17 protein-coding genes are annotated in these 18,577 nt (G+C 61.7%); 15 read left to right on the forward strand and 2 right to left on the reverse strand.

Annotation, left to right across the window (positions count from 1 at the left end):
* Window positions 1–154: 154 nt before the first annotated feature.
* Window positions 155–1,201 (reverse strand): LCP family protein, encoded by a 1,047-nt coding sequence (locus AC3WJM_RS21960; RefSeq protein WP_492272933.1) that lies wholly within the window; start codon window positions 1,199–1,201, stop codon window positions 155–157.
* A gap of 418 nt (window positions 1,202–1,619) precedes the next feature.
* On the opposite strand from AC3WJM_RS21960, the gene AC3WJM_RS21965 reads away from it, so the two are divergent.
* From AC3WJM_RS21965 to AC3WJM_RS22025, 13 genes are all read left to right on the forward strand, one after another.
* Window positions 1,620–2,582: a plastocyanin/azurin family copper-binding protein gene (locus AC3WJM_RS21965; protein ID WP_492272934.1), complete on the forward strand. Its 963-nt coding sequence runs from the start codon at window positions 1,620–1,622 to the stop codon at window positions 2,580–2,582.
* Between the two features lie 220 nt (window positions 2,583–2,802).
* Window positions 2,803–3,468, forward strand: a complete 666-nt coding sequence (locus AC3WJM_RS21970; RefSeq protein WP_307054626.1) for a PAS and ANTAR domain-containing protein — start codon at window positions 2,803–2,805, stop codon at window positions 3,466–3,468.
* Between the two features lie 99 nt (window positions 3,469–3,567).
* On the forward strand, window positions 3,568–6,360 hold the full coding sequence (locus tag AC3WJM_RS21975) for a PEP/pyruvate-binding domain-containing protein (RefSeq protein WP_492272935.1): 2,793 nt from the start codon (window positions 3,568–3,570) through the stop codon (window positions 6,358–6,360).
* Between the two features lie 414 nt (window positions 6,361–6,774).
* Window positions 6,775–7,002 (forward strand): Flp family type IVb pilin, encoded by a 228-nt coding sequence (locus AC3WJM_RS21980; protein WP_492272936.1) that lies wholly within the window; start codon window positions 6,775–6,777, stop codon window positions 7,000–7,002.
* 76 nt (window positions 7,003–7,078) lie between these two features.
* Window positions 7,079–7,324, forward strand: a complete 246-nt coding sequence (locus AC3WJM_RS21985; protein WP_284990039.1) for a Flp family type IVb pilin — start codon at window positions 7,079–7,081, stop codon at window positions 7,322–7,324.
* 124 nt (window positions 7,325–7,448) lie between these two features.
* Window positions 7,449–7,823, forward strand: coding sequence for a TadE/TadG family type IV pilus assembly protein (locus AC3WJM_RS21990; protein ID WP_284990038.1), 375 nt, complete (start codon window positions 7,449–7,451; stop codon window positions 7,821–7,823).
* Window positions 7,811–8,836, forward strand: coding sequence for a pilus assembly protein TadG-related protein (locus tag AC3WJM_RS21995; RefSeq protein ID WP_492272937.1), 1,026 nt, complete (start codon window positions 7,811–7,813; stop codon window positions 8,834–8,836). The genes AC3WJM_RS21990 and AC3WJM_RS21995 overlap by 13 nt, the downstream gene beginning before the upstream one ends.
* Before the next feature lie 33 nt (window positions 8,837–8,869).
* Window positions 8,870–9,640 carry a Flp pilus assembly protein CpaB gene (gene cpaB, locus AC3WJM_RS22000; protein ID WP_492260772.1) on the forward strand — a complete coding sequence of 257 codons (771 nt, stop codon included), beginning with the start codon at window positions 8,870–8,872 and terminating at the stop codon, window positions 9,638–9,640.
* Window positions 9,637–10,830, forward strand: a complete 1,194-nt coding sequence (locus AC3WJM_RS22005; RefSeq protein ID WP_492272938.1) for a CpaE/TadZ family protein — start codon at window positions 9,637–9,639, stop codon at window positions 10,828–10,830. The genes cpaB and AC3WJM_RS22005 overlap by 4 nt, the downstream gene beginning before the upstream one ends.
* Window positions 10,830–12,347: a TadA family conjugal transfer-associated ATPase gene (locus AC3WJM_RS22010; protein WP_492272939.1), complete on the forward strand. Its 1,518-nt coding sequence runs from the start codon at window positions 10,830–10,832 to the stop codon at window positions 12,345–12,347. The genes AC3WJM_RS22005 and AC3WJM_RS22010 overlap by 1 nt, the downstream gene beginning before the upstream one ends.
* A gap of 7 nt (window positions 12,348–12,354) precedes the next feature.
* Window positions 12,355–13,287 (forward strand): type II secretion system F family protein, encoded by a 933-nt coding sequence (locus AC3WJM_RS22015; protein ID WP_492272940.1) that lies wholly within the window; start codon window positions 12,355–12,357, stop codon window positions 13,285–13,287.
* An 8-nt stretch (window positions 13,288–13,295) separates the two neighbouring features.
* Window positions 13,296–14,180 carry a type II secretion system F family protein gene (locus tag AC3WJM_RS22020; RefSeq protein ID WP_490783695.1) on the forward strand — a complete coding sequence of 295 codons (885 nt, stop codon included), beginning with the start codon at window positions 13,296–13,298 and terminating at the stop codon, window positions 14,178–14,180.
* 127 nt (window positions 14,181–14,307) lie between these two features.
* Window positions 14,308–14,763 (forward strand): Hpt domain-containing protein, encoded by a 456-nt coding sequence (locus tag AC3WJM_RS22025; RefSeq protein WP_284990031.1) that lies wholly within the window; start codon window positions 14,308–14,310, stop codon window positions 14,761–14,763.
* Window positions 14,764–14,774: 11 nt separating this feature from the next.
* Here the strand turns inward: AC3WJM_RS22025 and AC3WJM_RS22030 are convergent, their stop codons facing one another.
* On the reverse strand, window positions 14,775–15,611 hold the full coding sequence (locus AC3WJM_RS22030) for a response regulator transcription factor (protein ID WP_492272941.1): 837 nt from the start codon (window positions 15,609–15,611) through the stop codon (window positions 14,775–14,777).
* Between the two features lie 410 nt (window positions 15,612–16,021).
* Here AC3WJM_RS22030 and AC3WJM_RS22035 point away from each other — a divergent pair, with 410 nt between their 5' ends.
* The gene (locus tag AC3WJM_RS22035) at window positions 16,022–17,566 is read left to right on the forward strand and encodes a sensor histidine kinase (RefSeq protein WP_253257456.1); all 1,545 of its coding nucleotides are present in this window, start codon (window positions 16,022–16,024) and stop codon (window positions 17,564–17,566) included.
* 241 nt (window positions 17,567–17,807) lie between these two features.
* Window positions 17,808–18,200, forward strand: coding sequence for a hypothetical protein (locus AC3WJM_RS22040; protein ID WP_059389568.1), 393 nt, complete (start codon window positions 17,808–17,810; stop codon window positions 18,198–18,200).
* Window positions 18,201–18,577: the final 377 nt, after the last annotated feature.

An 18,577-nucleotide genomic window follows, 5' to 3' on the forward strand; every position in this document is an offset into this window, starting at 1 on the left:
GTCCTCTACTTTCGGGCAGGTTTTTTAGGAAGCCGCAAGGTTCCCGCAAGCTTTTCTCGAAGTTTGGTTAAAGATTCGATCAAGTAGTTTTCGAGTGGTGGGAGGCAAATGCATTGCTGCCTCCCAGTAGTGGAAACGAGTAGCCCGCGGAGCCTCAGTAACCGTGGGCTGCCACATACTGCGGGAGGGTGTCGTCCCGCAGCGCCGCGGCCACTTCCCCGATCCCCGCGTAATCCGGCAGAACGATCGATTGTCCGTCTGGGGAAGTACCCGTGCCCGCGGTGGGCAAGGTGAAGAAGACTGATGCCGTGGGATCCACGGTGCGGAGTCCGTAGGCCAGGATGGCGACGGACATCGGGTCAAAGCCGTCGTCCACGGTGAGGTCATTGGCTGCGAATTGGACGAGTCCCAGCACGCTGGCAGGATTCTGCACGCCTCCCGAAAGCTTGACCAGGAGAGCGCGGAGGAACGTCTGCTGGTCGCGGACGCGCTGGTAGTCGCCGTCGACGAAGGCATGGCGCTCGCGGACAAACTCCAGGGCGGCCTGTCCATCCAAGTGGTTGATGCCGGCCACGAATTGATGCTGGGTCTCAATAGTGGAGGTGAACGGCAGCGTGACATTGACGTCGATGCCACCTAAGGCATCCGTGAGGAGTTTGAAGCCGTGGAAATCAAGCATGACCGTGTGGTCCACATGGGCGCCGAGCAGCGATTCCACCGTACGGACCACCAGGGGGGTGCCTCCCAGACCGAGGGCCGAATTTACTTTTGACGCGCCGAAGCCGGGGATGTCCACCCAATTGTCGCGCATGATCGAAATACCGTAGACCTTGTGCCGGTCCGCCGGAACGTGGATCAGCATCAGGCAATCCGAACGTTGGTCCGATGCCTGGCCTGTTGTGATGGTCTGGTTGTTCTCTTCTTTGGCATTTTCACGGCTGTCGCTGCCGATCACCAGGATGTTCATTGGCGCCGCCGGAAGCTCCGGGATTGTCGGCGGGGCAGGTGCGGGGGCAGATGCGGCTGCGGTTGGCTTACGGGTTTGAGTTGCCGACGGCGTGGGGGTCGCGGTGGGGCTTGAGGAGGACGGTGCGGAGGACGGGGTGTTGTTGGATCCGGCGATGACCGCGGCCAGAACCACCACCAGGGCCAGCAAAACTGCCAGTCCCGCCGCAAGCCACAGTCGCCGTCGTCCGTTCATGTCCGGAACGTATCACCCAGGTGGGTTAAAAACGCGGCAGGGAAGGCCTCATTTCGGCCACAAAAATCACCCGAGCGCAGTCCTGGTGTCTCGACAAAATAACGTCTTGGTAGCACGATGAGAGATAAATCTCTCGCCTTCACATGGGCCGGTTTTGCCGTGTCCTTTCGGTTCCGTAATGGGGGGCTCTCGGCCCACGGAACCGGACGTTATCCCTGCGAGCAAGGGAGGATCCTGCATGGCCCCAACGCCGTGGCGCCGCGCCGTATGCGGGGGACGGGCAGCAGTTGCGAGCTGAAGTTCATAGGGAATTAAAAGAAACCGAGTCACCGTCAAACGACGCCATGGTCTCCGGCGCCTCAAAATTTCCAGGCTAATAACAGCCGGTCAGCAAAGATTTTCCTAAGGAATGAGTCTTATGACTGCTCATCCAAAACCCCTCTTATTGCCGCGCTTTCGGGCGCTCATGATTTTGCTCCTTGCCCTGGTATTGCCGGTCGCGCTCAGCGGCACAGCGGCAGCGGACACTGGCAAATCCCCAAGGACGTGGACCGTCCAGGTCGGCTCCGAATCGTCGGACCAGGCCATCCAGGGAATGTCCTTCCTGCCGAAAAACATCTACATCAATGCGGGTGACAAGGTCACCTGGGAGGCCAACGCGGCCGAAATACATACAGTCACGTTCCTGGCCGCCGGGCAAACCATCGAGTCCACGCAACCCTTTGATCCATTCAGTCCCCTCTATATATCCGCGCAGGGCGGCACCTCCTACGACGGGCACTCCTATTACAACTCCGGCGTGATGTCGAACGTCTCGAACAGTGGGTTCTCCGAAGTCGGTTCCTACACCTTGAAGTTCCCGGATACCGGCGATTTCACGTACTACTGCCTGGTGCATGGCGCGGCCATGAAGGGCACAGTCCACGTGCGGGCCAAAGGTACGGACTACCCGTACACCCAGGAGCAATACAACAACCGGATAGAGCGTGCTGAACGGGCCATCATCCGTGACGGCTACCAGCTATGGAGCGACGCCCGCGACCAGGCGGACAACCACACCGTGATTGCCGGAGCCGACGACGGCGTGGCCAGCGTCATGCGGTTCATCGAGCCAAAGGTGGTCATCCACGTTGGCGAGAGCGTGAGCTTCGTGAACAACGGCATGGGCGAGCCGCACACGGTGACCTTCGGTGCCGAGCCGGCCAACCCGTTCCCGCCGCTGGGCGATCCGACGAATTACACGGGCGGGCAGCTCAATTCTGGGATCTTGCCGCCGGGCGTGACGTTCACGGTGACCTTCAACAAGGCAGGGGTGTACGACTACATCTGCGCACTCCACGACTACTTTGGAATGGTCGGCAAGGTGGTGGTGAAGGACTAGCTGCTGATTCGAACGCATACTGGGGCTTGTTTCCCGTACGTGGTAGTTTCTTGCATACCCGGGGCTGGTTTCCTGCATGGGCGCTACAAACACCCTGCCGGGAACCAAGCCCCGGGTTGCGGCGGGCCGTGAGCAGGCGGTGCGCACCGCCGTCGTACGCGTTGTATTCTGTACGCTTAGCTGAATTAATAAGCAACCTTATGAAATGAGTCTTTGCGCCATGTTGGACAGCCCTCATACGTACTCGAGTGCACTGGGCGCCCCCGGCTTTCCGGCCGGAACTTTCCTCTTTGACCCGCTCACCGGGAAAGCGGAATGGTCCGACGGGCTCTTCAATCTCCACGGCTACCAGCGTGGGGAAGTAGTGCCCACGCTCGAGCTGCTGATGTCGCACAAGCACCCGGATGACCGGCCGCGGGCCATGGAGATCCTGGCTCAGGTATTCCGCGAGGGCGGACACTTCTGCATTTACCACCGGATCATCGACGCGCAGGGACATGTCCGCAGGGTCCTGACGGCGGGGAATGCGCAACTGGGCCCCTCGGGCACCGTCGCGCTCGAGGGGACCACGGTGGACCTGACGTCCACGCTGCGGCGGGAAACCGAGCAGGCGGCGCGTGACGCCGTCGCGGGCGCCAATGCGACGCGGGGCGTCATCAATCAGGCACGCGGCATCCTGATGGGGCGGTTGCTCCTCAGCTCCGAGGCCGCCTTCAAACTGCTGGCGGGTTGCAGCAGCATGACGAACGTCAAAGTCGCAGTCCTCGCCTCCCACCTTGTTCGCGTGGCTGACACCGACGCGGGGCCGGAAGCAATGGACGAGTTCATCCGTGTTCTCCAGGCCTGCGACCAAGCGGCGGTGAAACGCGCGTTGAGCCCGCAGTAAGAAGCCGGCCGGCCCAGCCATCGCCTCGCGCCCAACGGCGTGGCAGTATGTTGTGGGTCAGGCTCGATGAGGGCGTCTCCGCGACAAGGAGCGACGGTCATGACCTACATCTACAACTTCGCCGATGTCCAGGCAGCGGACGTCGCCGTGGCGGGCGGCAAGGGCGTCGGGCTGGGCAACCTGGTCCGCGCCGGGCTGCCGGTCCCTCCCGGGTTCGTGCTGACCACCGCAGCGTATGAGGCCTTCGTGGATGCCAACGGGATCCAGGCGCGCATCCAGGAACTGGCGACCCTCCCGTCGGAGGCCGCGCCCCAGGATTACGAGGACGCCTCGGCCGCGATCCGGGACCTTTTCACCGGTGGCACCATGCCTGCGGCCATCGCATACGAGCTCGCCGCCGCTTATGAAGGCCTTCGCGGCGACGACGGCGGCGACGGTGCGCTCGGGGGCGACGACGGCGGCGGCGACGGCGCGCCCGTGGCGGTTGCGGTGCGCTCGTCCGCCACGGCCGAGGACCTTGCCTCGGCCAGTTTCGCCGGGCAACAGGAAACCTACCTCAACGTCCGCGGGGCGGAAGCGCTGGATGCCGCCGTCGTCGACTGCTGGTCTTCCTTGTGGACGGCGCGGGCCATGGCCTACCGGAACCGTGAAGGCATTGCGCCCGGCGATGTACGCCTCGCAGTGGTTGTCCAGCGAATGGTGGAGGCCGAGGCGGCCGGGGTCATGTTCACCGCCAATCCTGCCAACGGCCGACGCGACCAGATCGCCATCAGTGCCGCGTGGGGCCTGGGGGAGTCCGTGGTCAGTGGAACCGTCACTACGGATGACCTTGTTGTGGAAGCTGGAACCGGCCGCGTGCTCTCGCGCCGGACGTCCGACAAGGAAGTCATGACTGTGTACGCCGAGGGCGTCCCGGACCGCGCCGCCGACAGCGCCGACGTCGCGCCGGACCAAGGAGGCACTACGGAGCAGCCGGTCCCGGCGGCGCTTCGGAACCGGGCCGTGCTCGACGACGGGGCTGCCGCCGCGCTGGCCCGCTATGGAACGAGGATTTCGGACTACTTCGGAACTCCGCAGGACATCGAATGGGCGCGGGCGGACGGCAATTTCTTCATGCTGCAATCCCGACCCATCACGGCATTGCCTGAACCCGTAGCCGATACCCCGGACACCTGGCCGTTGCCCTACCCGAAGGGGCTCTACTTCCGGGCAAGCATCGTGGAACAACTGCCGGACCCGCTCTCGCCCCTGTTCGCCGACCTCATCGACGGCTCGGTGACCAGGTCCCTCAAGGCCCTGATGAACGAGGCCGTTGGGAGCGAAGTGGTCAGGGACGGCGACGTCGGGCTGCCCACTATCAACGGGTACGCGTACTACTACTACCGCACCGCGGCGATGTGGCGCGTGATGGGCAAGGTTGGTCCCGCCGTGGTCGCCTTGGCTCGTGGCAAGGCACACATGGGCTTGGCTGGCTGGAGGGAATTCTCGCATCCGCGCTATAAGCAGGTGCTCGAGGACTGGTCCGCCAAGTCCCTGGGGGAGCTTTCGGGAGAGGAGCTGCTTGCGGGTGTCCGGACGCTGCTCGACGCCGGAACCGTGTACTACACGGCCGTGGAGTCCGTCATACCGATCGCCGCCACGAGCGAAATTTCCTTCCGCGCGTATTACGACAAACTCATCCGACGCGCTGGAGATCCTTCGGCGGAGACGTTCCTCCTCGGCTACGACAGTGAACCCATACGGGCAGAGAAATCGTTGTACGACCTCGCCGCGTGGGCCCGGGAAGTCGAGGGGCTCGCCCCGGCAATCCTCAATCAACCGACGGCCGCACTGGCCGAGTCGCAGCGAAACTGGCTCCCGCCTGCCGGCATGGACCCGGCCCTTTGGCAGCAATGGCGTCCGCGTTTCCAAGCCCACCTCGATCGCTTCGGCCATGCGGTCTACAACCTGGATTTCGCCAGCCCGGTGCCGGCCGACGATCCTTCGGCGCTATTGGACACGGTGAAGTTCTACCTCCGGGGACAAGGCAACGATCCGCATGAGCGCCAGCGGCTCTCGGCCGCCCGGCGGGAGGACCAAACCGAGCGCATACTCGCCCGGCTCGGACGGACCCGGCTCGGGCGGAGTCGCAGGGCGCCGTTCATTCGTCTGCTCCGGTGGGCGCAGAAGTCCGCACCGATCCGCGAAGACGCGCTCGCCGACGTCGGGCTCGCCTGGCCGCTGATCCGGCGGATGCTGCTCGAACTCGGACAACGGCTGGTCTACTCAGGCGTCATCGCCCGCCCCGCCGACGTTTTCTGGCTGCGGCAACAGGAGCTGCAAAGCGCCGTCGAGTTCGGCCTCGCCGCGCCGCAACCGCCGGGCTCGACGGAACCGCCCGCACCCGTGGCCGTGGCAATTACCGGGGCGGCGCGCCCCGTCCGCGCCGACGTCATCGACGAGCGCAAGATGCTTTGGCGCGGCCAGGCCAAGGCGGCCGCGCCGCAACTGCTGCCGGAGACCCGTTGGATGAAGGGCGCTTTCGAATCGATGATGCCGGCACGCTCCCAGGACCAGGCGGGCGACGTCATCAAAGGAGTCGGCGCCAGTGCCGGCCGGGTCAGTGCTCCTGCGCGTGTGCTGGGCGGGCCCCAGGATTTCAGCCAGATGGCGCCCGGCGAGGTCCTGGTTGCCCGTATCACCACTCCCGCGTGGACCTCGCTGTTCGCGATGGCCTCCGCCGTGGTCACGGACGTCGGCGGCCCGTTGAGCCACAGCTCCATCGTGGCGCGGGAGTACGGCATCCCCGCCGTGCTCGGCACCGGAGTCGCCACCCAACGGCTCACGAGCGGCCAACAAATCACCGTCGACGGCGACGCGGGCACGGTGACCGTCGAACCCCCGCCCGCCTAGCGTTGCGCCCCCCTCCGACGCCCGCTCACTTTTGGGGTGTTTTCGGCGGACGCTCGCTCATTTGATCTGAGCGAGGGTTCCGGGATTCGGCCATATATCCGAGCGAGGGTTCGGGGATTCGGCCACATATCCGAGCGGGGGTTCCGGGATTTGGCCGTATATGTGAGCGAGGGTTCCGGGCTGGGGCCCGACGGCGGCGCGGCGGTTGAGCTGCTTTCCCACCTTTGCTCGGGCTCGGCAGGAAAGCCCAAGATCGCAAGGGTTTCCCTAGGTTTAACCCAAGAAATGCGCAGGATCGCGAGTCTTGACACAGGAAGTCCCAAGGACTGCTCCACGGGGTATTTGGCGTTGCTAAGTTGCTAGAGAGCTGGTGCTGGACCAGCCCACATTCCCCAACTCGCTCAGGAGTTTCACATGTTTTCTCTGGTCTCAAACACCGCGTCCCGCATCCGTCGTGACGAAACCGGCGCGACCGCCGTCGAGTACGGCATCATGGTCGCCCTCATTGCTGTTGTCATCATCGTCGCTGTCACGCTGCTGGGTGGAAACCTGAAGGAGACCTTCAGCAACACGGCTTGTAGCGTGAAGGGCGGCGTCTACACGGCGGCAACATCTACGGTTGCCGGCTCCTGCTCCAAGTAAGTACACCCACTCAGGGTTGAACGTTAGCCCGGGCATGTGCCCCCGCTACGTTCGCCGATACATGCTAGGAGATTCAGTGCTTTCCAACGTCCTAAAATCCATGTCTCGCGCGCAGCGTGACGAAACCGGCGCCACCGCCGTCGAGTACGGCATCATGGTTGCCCTCATCGCTGTTGTCATCATCGTCGCTGTGTCACTGCTCGGCGGGAATCTCGTCGAGACCTTCAACAGCACGGCTTGCAGCGTCAAGGGCGGCGCTTGGACCGGGACCGTCGCTGCGTCCGGTTCGACGGCGGCAGTTCCCGGCAGTTGCTCGAAGTAGCCGTCACCGCAGGAGCCAGTTTGGTGGGTGGGGCTCAAATCCCACCCACCGACACCCCTTTTTTCTAGAGGCTCCCTTCTTGTTTCAACAGCACGCGACTCCACAGCACGAAAGGCAGACTCTCATGGCCAGGGCAGCAGAGCGCGGTGCCGTGGCGGTCGAATTCGCGTTGCTGGCACCAATCTTGGTCATGCTGCTCCTGGGCATCATGGAATTCGGCAGGGCCTATAACGCGCAAGTATCGCTCTCAAATTCAGCCCGGGAAGCGGTTCGGGTTATGGCGATCTCGAATGATCAAACGGCGGCAAAGACAGCAGCTAAGAACGCAGGCGTCTCGCTGAATCCAAAACTGCAGGACACGAATTTCGTCTTCACTCCCGCCAGCTGCACCTCGGGCGCCCAAATGTCCGTGACGATCAACTACACCCTCAGCACCCTCACGGGAATCGCGGGGCCTTTTCCCATGCAAGGCGTAGGAGTCATGGTATGCAGCGGCTGAGGGGAGACGACGGCGAACGCGGAGCGGTAGCGGTCCTCGTCGCGCTCTTGTTGGTGGTGCTGCTCGGGTTTGCCGCCATGGCAGTGGATGTAGGAATGCTCTACTCGGAACGGGCGCAGGTCCAGAACGGGTCCGACGCCGCGGCCCTCGCAGTGGCACAAAAGTGCGCCGCCAACACGAGCGACGCGAACTGCTCATCGACGTCTCCCATCGCAAGCAGCATCGCAAACAAAAACGCCATCGACGGTTTGAACAACATCAAGTCCGTCAGCTTGGATCTGACGAACCGGCAAGTCACCGTGACAGCTGGAGCCCAGCAGGCGGGCGGCGCGCCGAACGCCGTCTCGCTGTTCTTCGCTCGCGTCCTGGGCTTCAGCACGAGCGACGTTGTGACCACGTCCAGTGTTCAGTGGGGGAGCGCCGTGGCTGGCAGGACTCCGTTTCCCCTCGCGTATTCCATCTGCCAGGTACAGGGTTACATCGGCGGAGCGCTACAGCTTCTTCAGGATCACGGCTCCGGTGCCAACCCCAGCTGCAATTACGGCCCTTCAGGCGCCACGGTTGCCGGGGGGTACGGCTGGATTGTCCAAGATCCTGGCGCGTGCGGCGGCACGATAAACCTCGCAGTCAGTGAAGGTGGGAGTGCCCCGGGGAACAGTACGCCGGGCAATTGCGCAGCCACCCTTCAAAAGTGGGCCGATTCCATCAACGCTGGCCGCGACGTCGTCGTTCTGCTTCCGGTCTTCGACGCCGTCACAGGTACAGGAGCCGGCGCCATCTACCATCTGGTGTCCTTCGCCGCATTCAAAGTGGCCGGGTGGACCTTCAGCGGCAACAACAGCCTGCCGGACAGTTTTCGCAATACCAGTCCGTATGTGACTTCGGCACTTTCCTGCAACGGAAACTGCCGCGGGATCATCGGGAGTTTCGTCAAGTACGTTTCGCTGGCGGATGGCTACTCGCTGGGCCCGGTAGACGCGTTTGGGGCGACCATTGTCCGCCTCACCAATTAGCTTTCGTCCATTCATTGAGCACAGGAGTAGTAAGTGAAGTCACGCTTGTTGGCCGGATCGGCAGCGGCACTGCTGGCCGTCGTCGGGGTGATTCTCGTCTTCTCCTACGCTCAGGGCGCGGACCAGCGGGCTGTCCAGAACCTGGCTCCGGTTGACGTGTTGGTTGTCAAGGCCGCGATCCCGGCCGGCACCTCCGTGGACGCCATGAAGGATTCCGTCGTTACCCAGCAAATGCCGGGCTCGGCCGTGCCAAAAACAGCGCTACATACCCTCGGGGATTCAGCAGGCAAGGTCGCCGCCGTCGACCTCGTCCCTGGCGAAACCCTGGTGGCCGAACGTTTGGTGGCCCCGGATGCACTCAAGACTCCAGGGGACGTCAAGGTGCCGGCAGGGCTTCAAGAGGTCTCCTTTCAACTGGAACCCCAGCGGGTAGTCGGGGGACTGCTGGTTCCAGGTGATCACATCGGAATCTTCATCTCCATGGCGAATGGTGGAATCGAGGCGAAGCCGGACAAGGAAACCACTGAATTGGCGATTCACAAGGTTCTTGTGACCATGGTGCAGCGCGCCCCGCAGCCGGCAGCCAGTGCACAGGCGACGCCGAATCCGAGTTCCGGTGCGGCCGGCTCCAAAGACAGCGCGCTTCCTACGGGCTCCCTCATGCTCACCGTTGCAGTGAGCGATGTGGACGCATCCAAGATTGTCTTCGCCGCCGAGTTTGAAAAGATCTGGCTCAGCAAAGAGCCGTTGGATGCCAAAGACAGTGGTCCCACCGTCATGCAGAAGAGCGGGGTATACAGGTGAGCCGTTTTGTCCTGATAACCCCCAATACCGATTTTGACCAACGGCTGCGCCAAGCTGTTGCGGGTGGCCTGCCCGGAAGCGTGCAGACATTCTTCACGAGCGTTTTGCCTGCCGATCCTGCTGAGCTGTTTGGCGCGCTCAATCAGGAACAACTCGAAGTGCTGATTCTGGGACCTGACGTTCCCGTTGAGGACGCCCTTCGCTTGGCTACCGTCTTCGATGTGCAATTGCCGGAGCTGAGCGTGATCCTTGTGAGCGAATTGGATCCGTCTTTCGTGCTCCAGGCCATGCGGTCCGGTATTCGCGACATCATGAGCCCGGCAGCGGACGTGGCCCAGATACGGATCATGCTTGAGCGCGCATGCCAGTCTTTCGCCAGCCGGCAGCGCACCATGGAACCCAAGCAATCGGGCTCCCCGAAGGGCTTGGTGATCGGCGTCTTTTCGCCCAAGGGTGGCGTGGGCAAGACGACCATCGCCACAAACATCGCCGTGGGGCTGGGGAAGATCGCGCCCATGAGCGTGGTGATCGTCGACCTGGACCTGCAATTCGGTGACGTCGCCTCCGGGCTCTACCTCAATCCGGAACATACTGTTACCGACGCCGTCACGCCGTCGGCCAGCCAGGATTCCTTGGTACTCAAGGCCTTCCTGACGGTCCACCCGGCAAGCATTTATGCCTTGTGTGCGCCGAAGGACCCCGTTGAAGCAGACGAGATCTCGCCGGAACAGGTGGGCAGGCTCCTCGAACAGCTCGCCCAAGAGTTCCAGTACGTGGTAGTGGACACGGCACCCGGACTACCCGAAATCGGGCTTGCTGCCCTCGAACGATGCTCGGACGCTGTCTGGGTGACGGGCATGGACGTTCCTAGCGTCCGCGGCCTTCGCTCCGGCCTGGACATTCTCCGCAGGCTGAACCTCCTGCCGGAAACCCGGCACGTGGTGCTCAACATGGCTGATTCCAAGTCGGGGCTGTCGGTCCAGGACGTCGAATCGACCGTCGGTGCTCCGGTTGACGTGAGTATCCCTCGATCGAAAGCCGTCGCATTCTCGACAAATCGCGGCATTCCCGTGCTCCAGGACTCGGTAAAGGATCCGGCCGTCAAAGGGCTCAAGCAACTTGTGGAGCGGTTCAATCCCACGTGGCGTGCCACGGCGCAGCGCAAACTGCACAGAAGGGTAGTGGTCTAATGAAGCTTTCCGAACGCCTGCATGCTGCCGAGGACAAGGTCGAGGTGTCTGTCGGCCGGAGGGTCGCAAACACGCCGTCTTCGCCCAAACCGACGTTCGCTGAGTCCACTCAGCAAGGAAGGCCAATTACCGGCGGGAAGCCTAGCGGTGCCGCAAAACCCCACACGTCAGTCAAGCTGTCCGACGTCCCTGACTCGCCGAAGCTCAGGACCCCGCAACCGGTGGACGCTTTCGCTGCCCTCAAGCAGCGCGCCGCTACGGCGCTGTTCGAGCGACTGGGGGCAAGATTCAACGACTCGAGCGTCAGCGAACAGGAGTTGCGGTCTACTGCTCGGGAAGAGCTCATCCGGATCATCGACGGCGAGCAGGTTCCATTGTCCGCGGATGAGCGCAGCAGGCTCGTGGCCGACGTGGCGGATGACGTCCTTGGCTATGGGCCGCTCCAACGCTTGCTGGACGATCCAGAGGTCACCGAAATCATGGTCAACAGAATGGACCAGATCTATGTCGAACGAAAAGGCAAGCTGACCTTGACGGATTCCGGATTCAGCTCCGAGGACCATCTCAGGAGGGTCATCGAACGCATTGTTTCGAAGGTGGGGCGCAGAATCGATGAGTCGTCACCCCTCGTTGATGCGCGACTTGAGGACGGGTCCCGAGTCAATGCCGTGATCCCTCCCCTCGCGGTGGGCGGATCGTCGCTGACCATCCGAAAATTCAGCAAAATACCGTTGACCATCAGGAACCTGATCGACTTCGGCACGCTCACACCCGAGATGGCTGAGCTCCTTAACGCTTGCGTCAAGGCGAAGCTGAACATCATTGTTTCCGGGGGTACCGGAACGGGAAAGACCACGTTGTTGAATGTCCTGTCTTCTTTCATCCCCGAGGACAACCGGATTGTCACGATCGAGGACGCCGTAGAACTGCAGATCCAACAGCAACATGTGGTCAGGCTTGAGAGCAGGCCCCCAAACACCGAGGGCAAGGGTGAAGTGACCATCAGGGAGTTGCTCAGGAACTCCCTCCGTATGCGCCCCGACAGGATCGTCGTCGGCGAGGTCCGCGGCGGAGAGTCCCTCGATATGCTTCAGGCGATGAACACCGGGCACGACGGTTCACTCTCAACGGTGCACTCAAATTCCCCTCGCGATGCGGTGGCACGCCTTGAAACCTTGGTGCTCATGGCCGGCATGGACCTGCCGCTGCGCGCAATCCGCGAGCAAATTGCCTCGGCCGTGAATCTCATCATCCAGATCTCCCGTTTGCGGGACGGAACGCGCCGAATCACACACGTCACTGAGGTTCAAGGGATGGAAGGCGACATCGTCACCCTCCAGGACGCCTTTGTTTTCGACTACTCGGCTGGTGTTGACGCCCACGGGATGTTTCTTGGAAGGCCCGTCCCAACGGGTATCCGTCCGCGGTTCATCGACCGCTTCGATGACCTGGGCATCCGCGTTTCTCCCGGGGTATTTGCCGCTCCCCTGGCAACTGCAACAGCAGCAAGGACGTGAGTGGAACATGGTGCTCATGATCGGAATGGCCTTGATGCTTTCAGCCATCCTGTTTTTCGGGGTGGCTGTGATTTTGCCGAAAACCCCGGAAGTTCCGTTCGATAGGAGGCGGCCCTATCACGAAGGCTCGGGGTCCCAGCTGACGCGGTTTGCAGGTTCTGCCACCGAGGTACTTCACGGGGTTCTGGCCAGGCGCAACGTGCGGCTCTTCAATCGTGAAGAACTGGAGAATGCCGGACTGCGGATGAGCCAGGCGGATTTCTTCATCCTTGTGATTGCGGGTGCACTCGTGGGTGCTTTGATCGGGCTGGTCATCGGGGGCCCGTTGGTGGCCATCCTATTCTTCATCCCGGCACCCTTCGTTGCCCGGCTCATCCTCGGTTCCCTGGCTGGCAAAAGGCGCGGGAAATTCGACGCTCAGCTTGGCGACACCCTCCAACTACTGTCCGGCGGCTTGAGGGCCGGACACAGCATCCTCCGCGCCATCGACGCTGCGGCCAATGAATCGGCCAGCCCGACTGCAGAGGAAATGCGCCGGATCATCACCGAGACAAGCCTTGGCCGCGATCTCCAGGCCTCGCTCAACGACGCAGCGGAGCGAATGCGGAGCGAGGACTTTGTATGGATCGCGCAGGCCATCCAAATCAACCGCGAGGTGGGTGGAAACCTCGCGGAGGTCTTGGACCAAGTCAACGAGACCATACGTGAACGCAGCGAGATCAAGGGACATATCAAATCCTTGGCCGCGGAGGGAAAGTTCTCCGGATACATCCTGATGGCGCTCCCGTTCGGCATCGTGACCATGCTTATGGTTGTCAACCCCGGCTACATGGACGTGATGTTCTCCAATCCGCTCGGATGGGGAATGATAGCGGGTTCAGCCATCCTGATGACCATTGGCGGTCTCTGGATGCGCAAGATCATCGACTTGAAATTTTGAGGTGACGCGTGAATCCCTCTCTCCTCCTCTCACTGCTATTAGTTCCCCTGCCTATCGCCTACCTGGCTTGGTCGTTCCTGTCGGTTGACCGCAAAACCCAGCGCGCCGTCCAGGAGCTTTTGACGCAGGGTCAAAGTGTTGCCGAGGCCGGTCCACAAAATCGTGGCGGCGCACTCGAGTACATTGGTTACCGCCTGACGCCTGGAAGCTACGTCCAGAAGCTGGATCGGCTGATCGCGCTGGCTGGCCGCCCGCCGTCGCTCCCTTTGGGACGCGTCCTCGCGGCTAAGCCCTTCCTTGGATTATGCGGAGCGCTCTTGGGCCTATTCATCAGTGCCAACAGCTCGAGCGGGATCATCAAGCTCGTAGGGATTTTTGTTGTATTGCTTGGTTACTTCATTCCGGATCTTTTGCTCTACAGCAAAGGACAAGAGCGTCAAAAAGCCTTGCAATTGGAACTCGCAAATACCATGGACCAAATGCTGATATCGGTCGAGGCGGGCCTAGGTTTCGAAGGAGCATTGGCCCGCGCCGGGGAAAACGGGAAGGGGCCGCTGGCTGAGGAGTTGGTGCGGACACTGCAGGACATGCAAGTTGGGCGGAGCCGCCGCGAGTCCTATCTGGCACTGGCCGAGCGTACCAACGTTCCTGAGCTCCGAAGCTTCGTGCAGGCCGTAATCCAGGCGGACACATACGGCATTGCGATCAGCCGGGTCCTGCGGGTCCAGGCAAAGGTGATGAGGGTGAAGCGCCGCCAACGCGCCGAAGAAAAGGCAATGAAGCTTCCGGTCATGATCCTCTTCCCTCTTCTGTTCTTCATCTTCCCGGTGCTGTTCATTGCGATCCTGGGTCCGGCCGTCATCAACACCATAACCACGTTCAGCGGAGGCTGAGCGCAATATCACATTCTCCGAATTGGGCAGACCAGATGAAAAAGGCTTAAATCAAGAAAGGCCTAAGATTTCCTTAAGATAGCCATAACTTCGGTTTTTCCGGAAATTCAGAAAGTAGCATTGGGCTATGTTCAGTTCAGGTTCCAGCGAGGTCAACGAGGATTCAGATCCGAGCCATCCCGGCTCAGTCGACGACTCTACTGGGTTGCCCATCGTCCCGCTGGCCGAACATCCCATACTGGATCTCGCGGAATTCCAACTCCTGGAAGACCAAGTGGACAATCCGCTGATCGCACGCACGTTTGCCGGCGACTTCGCAAAACTCTGGGTCAAGCGATACGAAATCCTGGCCACCGCCGTCGAGCGCGGCGACGTGGCCGCGGCCCTGAACGCGGTCCTAAGCCTCCGAACCTCGTCAATTATGGTTGGCGGTGTTCGCCTCGCGGTGCTTGCAGCGCAACTGGAGGAACGCATTCGAAAAAGTGAATTGCGGGAGGCTCGGCCCCTCCTCAAGGAAGTTGCGGAATGCGGGCATCTGACTGTCCAGGAACTAAAGGACAGCTACGTACTCCGGAACGATTGACCTTCGCCGGCTCAATCTGACCTTTTCGGTGTCAGGCGATACCCGACTCCCCGGACGGTCTGTAGAAATCGCGGCGATTGTGGATCTTCACGGAGCTTTCGGCGGAGGTTGCCGATGTGGGTCTCAACAGCCCGTTCGTCGGCGTCGCTGATGTACGCATCGTCGTCGTAGTAGTCTCCGCGGGCCGCCCTCACAAGGTCAGCGCGCGTCCGCACCTCGCCCTTGGCCCGAAGCAGGTCGTAGAGAAGATCGAACTCGCTTCGCGTCAGAGTCAGGACCGAACCTTGAAGCGTCACCATGCGTGACTTGTAGTTCAGGGCCAAGCCGTTGTGCCGAATCACCGCTCCATCTGGCCCTCCGGTCCCGGCCGAACCACCGCCGCCGGCCGCACCGCCCCCGGCCGCACCGCCGTCGGGCACGTAACCCACGCGACCTTCCTCTGGCAACGCAAGCCTGCCCTCCGCAAGCCTGCCCTCCGCGCGAGGCCGCCGCATCATGGCGGTGACTCTGGCCCTCAATTCACGGGGCAAGAACGGTTTCTTGACGTAGTCGTCCGCGCCGGTCAGGAATGCCGTCAACGTGTCCGGCTCGTCGCGCCTGGCCGTCAGCATCACGACATATGCGTCGCTGAATTGCCGAATCCGACGCAGGACCTCGTGGCCGTCCATATCCGGAAGCCCGACGTCGAGTGTCACTACCGAGGCGTGGTGGTCCCGTACGACCTCCACCCCTTCGCGTCCGGTGGCGGCAGAATGCACCACAAATCCAGCTTCTTTGAGGATGGCGTCAACCAGATTTCGTACATCTTCGTCATCCTCAATGACTACAGCTACCCCAGGCTCGCTCATTGGACATCCTTGTGGGTGCACATCGCCGCACAGCCCAGCGCAATGCGGTAAATGCCACCCAAATACTCACGATACAAGCATTGAAGCCATCTGGCATCTAATATGTGGATTAAGCGCTGCTCCGAACTTCCAGTTGGATCGTTCGGGGCGTCGTATTGTGGTTCCTTGGGGGGAATAGTGGGCTCTGCGCGGTTCCTTCGGGAATCGCGTGGAGCAGTAATTGGTTCGCGAATCTCCAACGAAGGGTCTCGACTTTGAGTGAGCAGCCATTTTTCCGCGCGGCCGCCCGTTTCTTCAGGAAACTCACGCCTCGCGCCCGCCTGGCTGTCTGTGAATTGCCGCTAACGCTTATCATCGCGGGCTTGGCGATCGCAGCCCCAACCCTTTGGCCAGGCTTAATCCAAAATTGGTTGTTCGTCACCGGAGTCGTCCTCCACGGCATCCTGTTCCTGGGCTGTCTGCTGGTTCCTTGGGAGAGATTGTCGCCAAGCGCGGGCCTTGCAATCCCTATTTTGGATTTTGTTGCCCTGTGGTTCACTCGAAACGGCGCCTTCAGCGCGGTACCGGGCCTCATCACGTTGGCTATCTTTCCCGTGATCTGGTTGTCTGCCTCGGGCATGCTTTCCAGGACAAGCCTGATCCTCAGCTTTGTGGGTCCTTTCCTCATCGCGATTCCGCCGGTCATTTCGCACATGCCCCGTCCGACGTCGTCAGACATTTCTTCAGTACTGCTTTTGCCCCTCATGATGTTTGCAATGGCAGTCTCCATTCGTCTGGCCGGTTCAAATGCCCGTCTGCAGCAACGGCGGGTAAGCCAGCGGGATCAGGCCCTGCGGCAATTGTTGGCCGCGAGCAGGGAGCGGGAAACGCTGCTCAAGACAATCCTGGACACGATCGACGTCGGAATTGTCGCCGTCGATTCGAAGGGCGAAACACTCCTGATCAACAACCAACAAAATGCATTCATAAAGATGGCAATGCCCGCGGAAGGCTCGCGGGGACCCGGGGAACAAGACTGGCTGGTTTTCGGCCAGGACCGGCGGACGCCAGTCCCACTTGAAAAGGGCCCTGTTCGGAGGGCCGTTCAAGGGGAAACATATTCCGACTACCTGCTGTGGTTCGGCGCCGGTACCGGTCAACGGGCCATCTCAACCGCCGCGCGGGGAATGAAAAGCGAGCTCGACGACGGGTTTGGTGGTGCGGTGATCGTTTTCAAGGATGTGACGGATGTTGTCGATGCCCTTGCCGCCAAGGACGAACTGGTTGCCAACGTTTCGCACGAATTCGGTTCGCCGCTGACATCGATCCTGGGCAATATCGATCTTGTGCTCCGCGGCGACCAGGAGCTCCAACCAGCAACAAGGCTTGGCTTGGAAGTTGCGGAGCGGAATGCCGAGCGGCTCCGGGCCTTGGTGGAGGACCTGCTCTCGTCAGCCGCGGCAGTAGAGAGCGTGCATCTGCGGCGCACGGATTTGGCAGGGTTGGTCGAAAACAGCCTGGTTTCTGCTCGGGCGCAGGCCGACGCCGCGCACGTGGGACTCGTCGCCGACGTTCCGGCACCCCTGTGGGCGAACGCCGACCCCTTGAGGCTGGGCCAGGCCTTGGACAATCTGGTATCCAACGCGATCAAGTATTCACCCGGTGGCGGACTCGTGACCATCAGGGCCGAGCGGAACGACGGTTGGGTCCAGCTCGAAGTGAAGGACACGGGAATGGGCATGACCACCGACGAGTCGGCCAGGATTTTCACCCGGTTCTTCAGGACAAATGCTGCCCGTCAAGCCGCGATACCCGGCGTCGGCCTCGGGCTGTCCATTACCAAGTCCATCGTGGAACGACATGGAGGCAGCATCTCCTGCAGCAGCGAACCCGGTAGTGGAAGCACCTTCACAGTGGCGCTGCCGGCTGGCCAACCCCAGGAACCGTCACAGGCCGGCGCGCCCGCACTGTATTAGGCCGGGACTGTAGTGGGTCCGTTCCCGGACCGGGTAACTGCACGCGGCGGCAAGTAGTCAGCCGCGCAAAGTAGAGTACCCACTACTCGTGACCGGCCCCGGAGCCGCCAGATTGAATGGAACCCAGTTGGTCTCAATGCAGTTCCTGGTCTCTGGGGGTTATCCGTATGTGTGTTTCCTGCAATCCTGTTGTGTCCTTTCCGCGTCCCATGGTGACGGGGGCAGTCCGTTGAGCGCGGGGATGGAATCCGCTTCCATGTTCGCCGGTTCGCTGCCCGGGCTCATTCTGATGGACCTGGGCCAGGCAATGGTGGTGGTTTGCGTGTGTTTCGACATGGTCCGTGCCATGTCCGTGCCACGGTCGCATCGGCGCTATGTCGCCAACACCATCTTCAAGACCCTGGCAGTGCCGTCGATTCTCGTCATGGGCGTCAGCGTGCTGGCCAAGGCGATCCAATGGAATTGGGCGGACGTGGCCATGGGCGTTTTCGTGATTGTGATGATCATCTTCCGCTGGCACCAAGACAAGGACGAGGACAGCTGGTGGAAAGGCAAAGGCAAGAAGCTGGCCCGCTGGGCGCGGAAGCAACTGACACCGCGACCCGCCTTGATCCCGGCGTCGGCCTCAGCCTAAGCGCCCACCCCTCCCGACGCTCGCTCACCTTTGGGGTGTTTTCCGGCGACCCTCGCTCAGATGATCTGAACGAGGGTCGCCGCATTTGGCCATATATGTGAGCGGGCGTCGGGGGAAAGGGTCATATATCTGAGCGAGCGTCGCTGTCGGTGCGTCGGGAACGGTCCGTTAGTGCCCGACGGCGGCAGTCCCGTTGCGCTGTCGTCCCGCCTTTGCGCCGTGCTCACCCCAGACGCTCGCTCACAAACAAGCCCTCCCGGCTTGACGCTCGCTCAGATGATCTGAGCGGGCGTTCCGGCATTTGGCCATATATGTGAGCGGGCGTCGGGGGAAAGGGCCATATATGTGAGCGGGCGTTCCGTTGCCCCGCCCCGCCC

This window comes from Arthrobacter sp. FW306-1B-G06A (assembly GCF_058781765.1).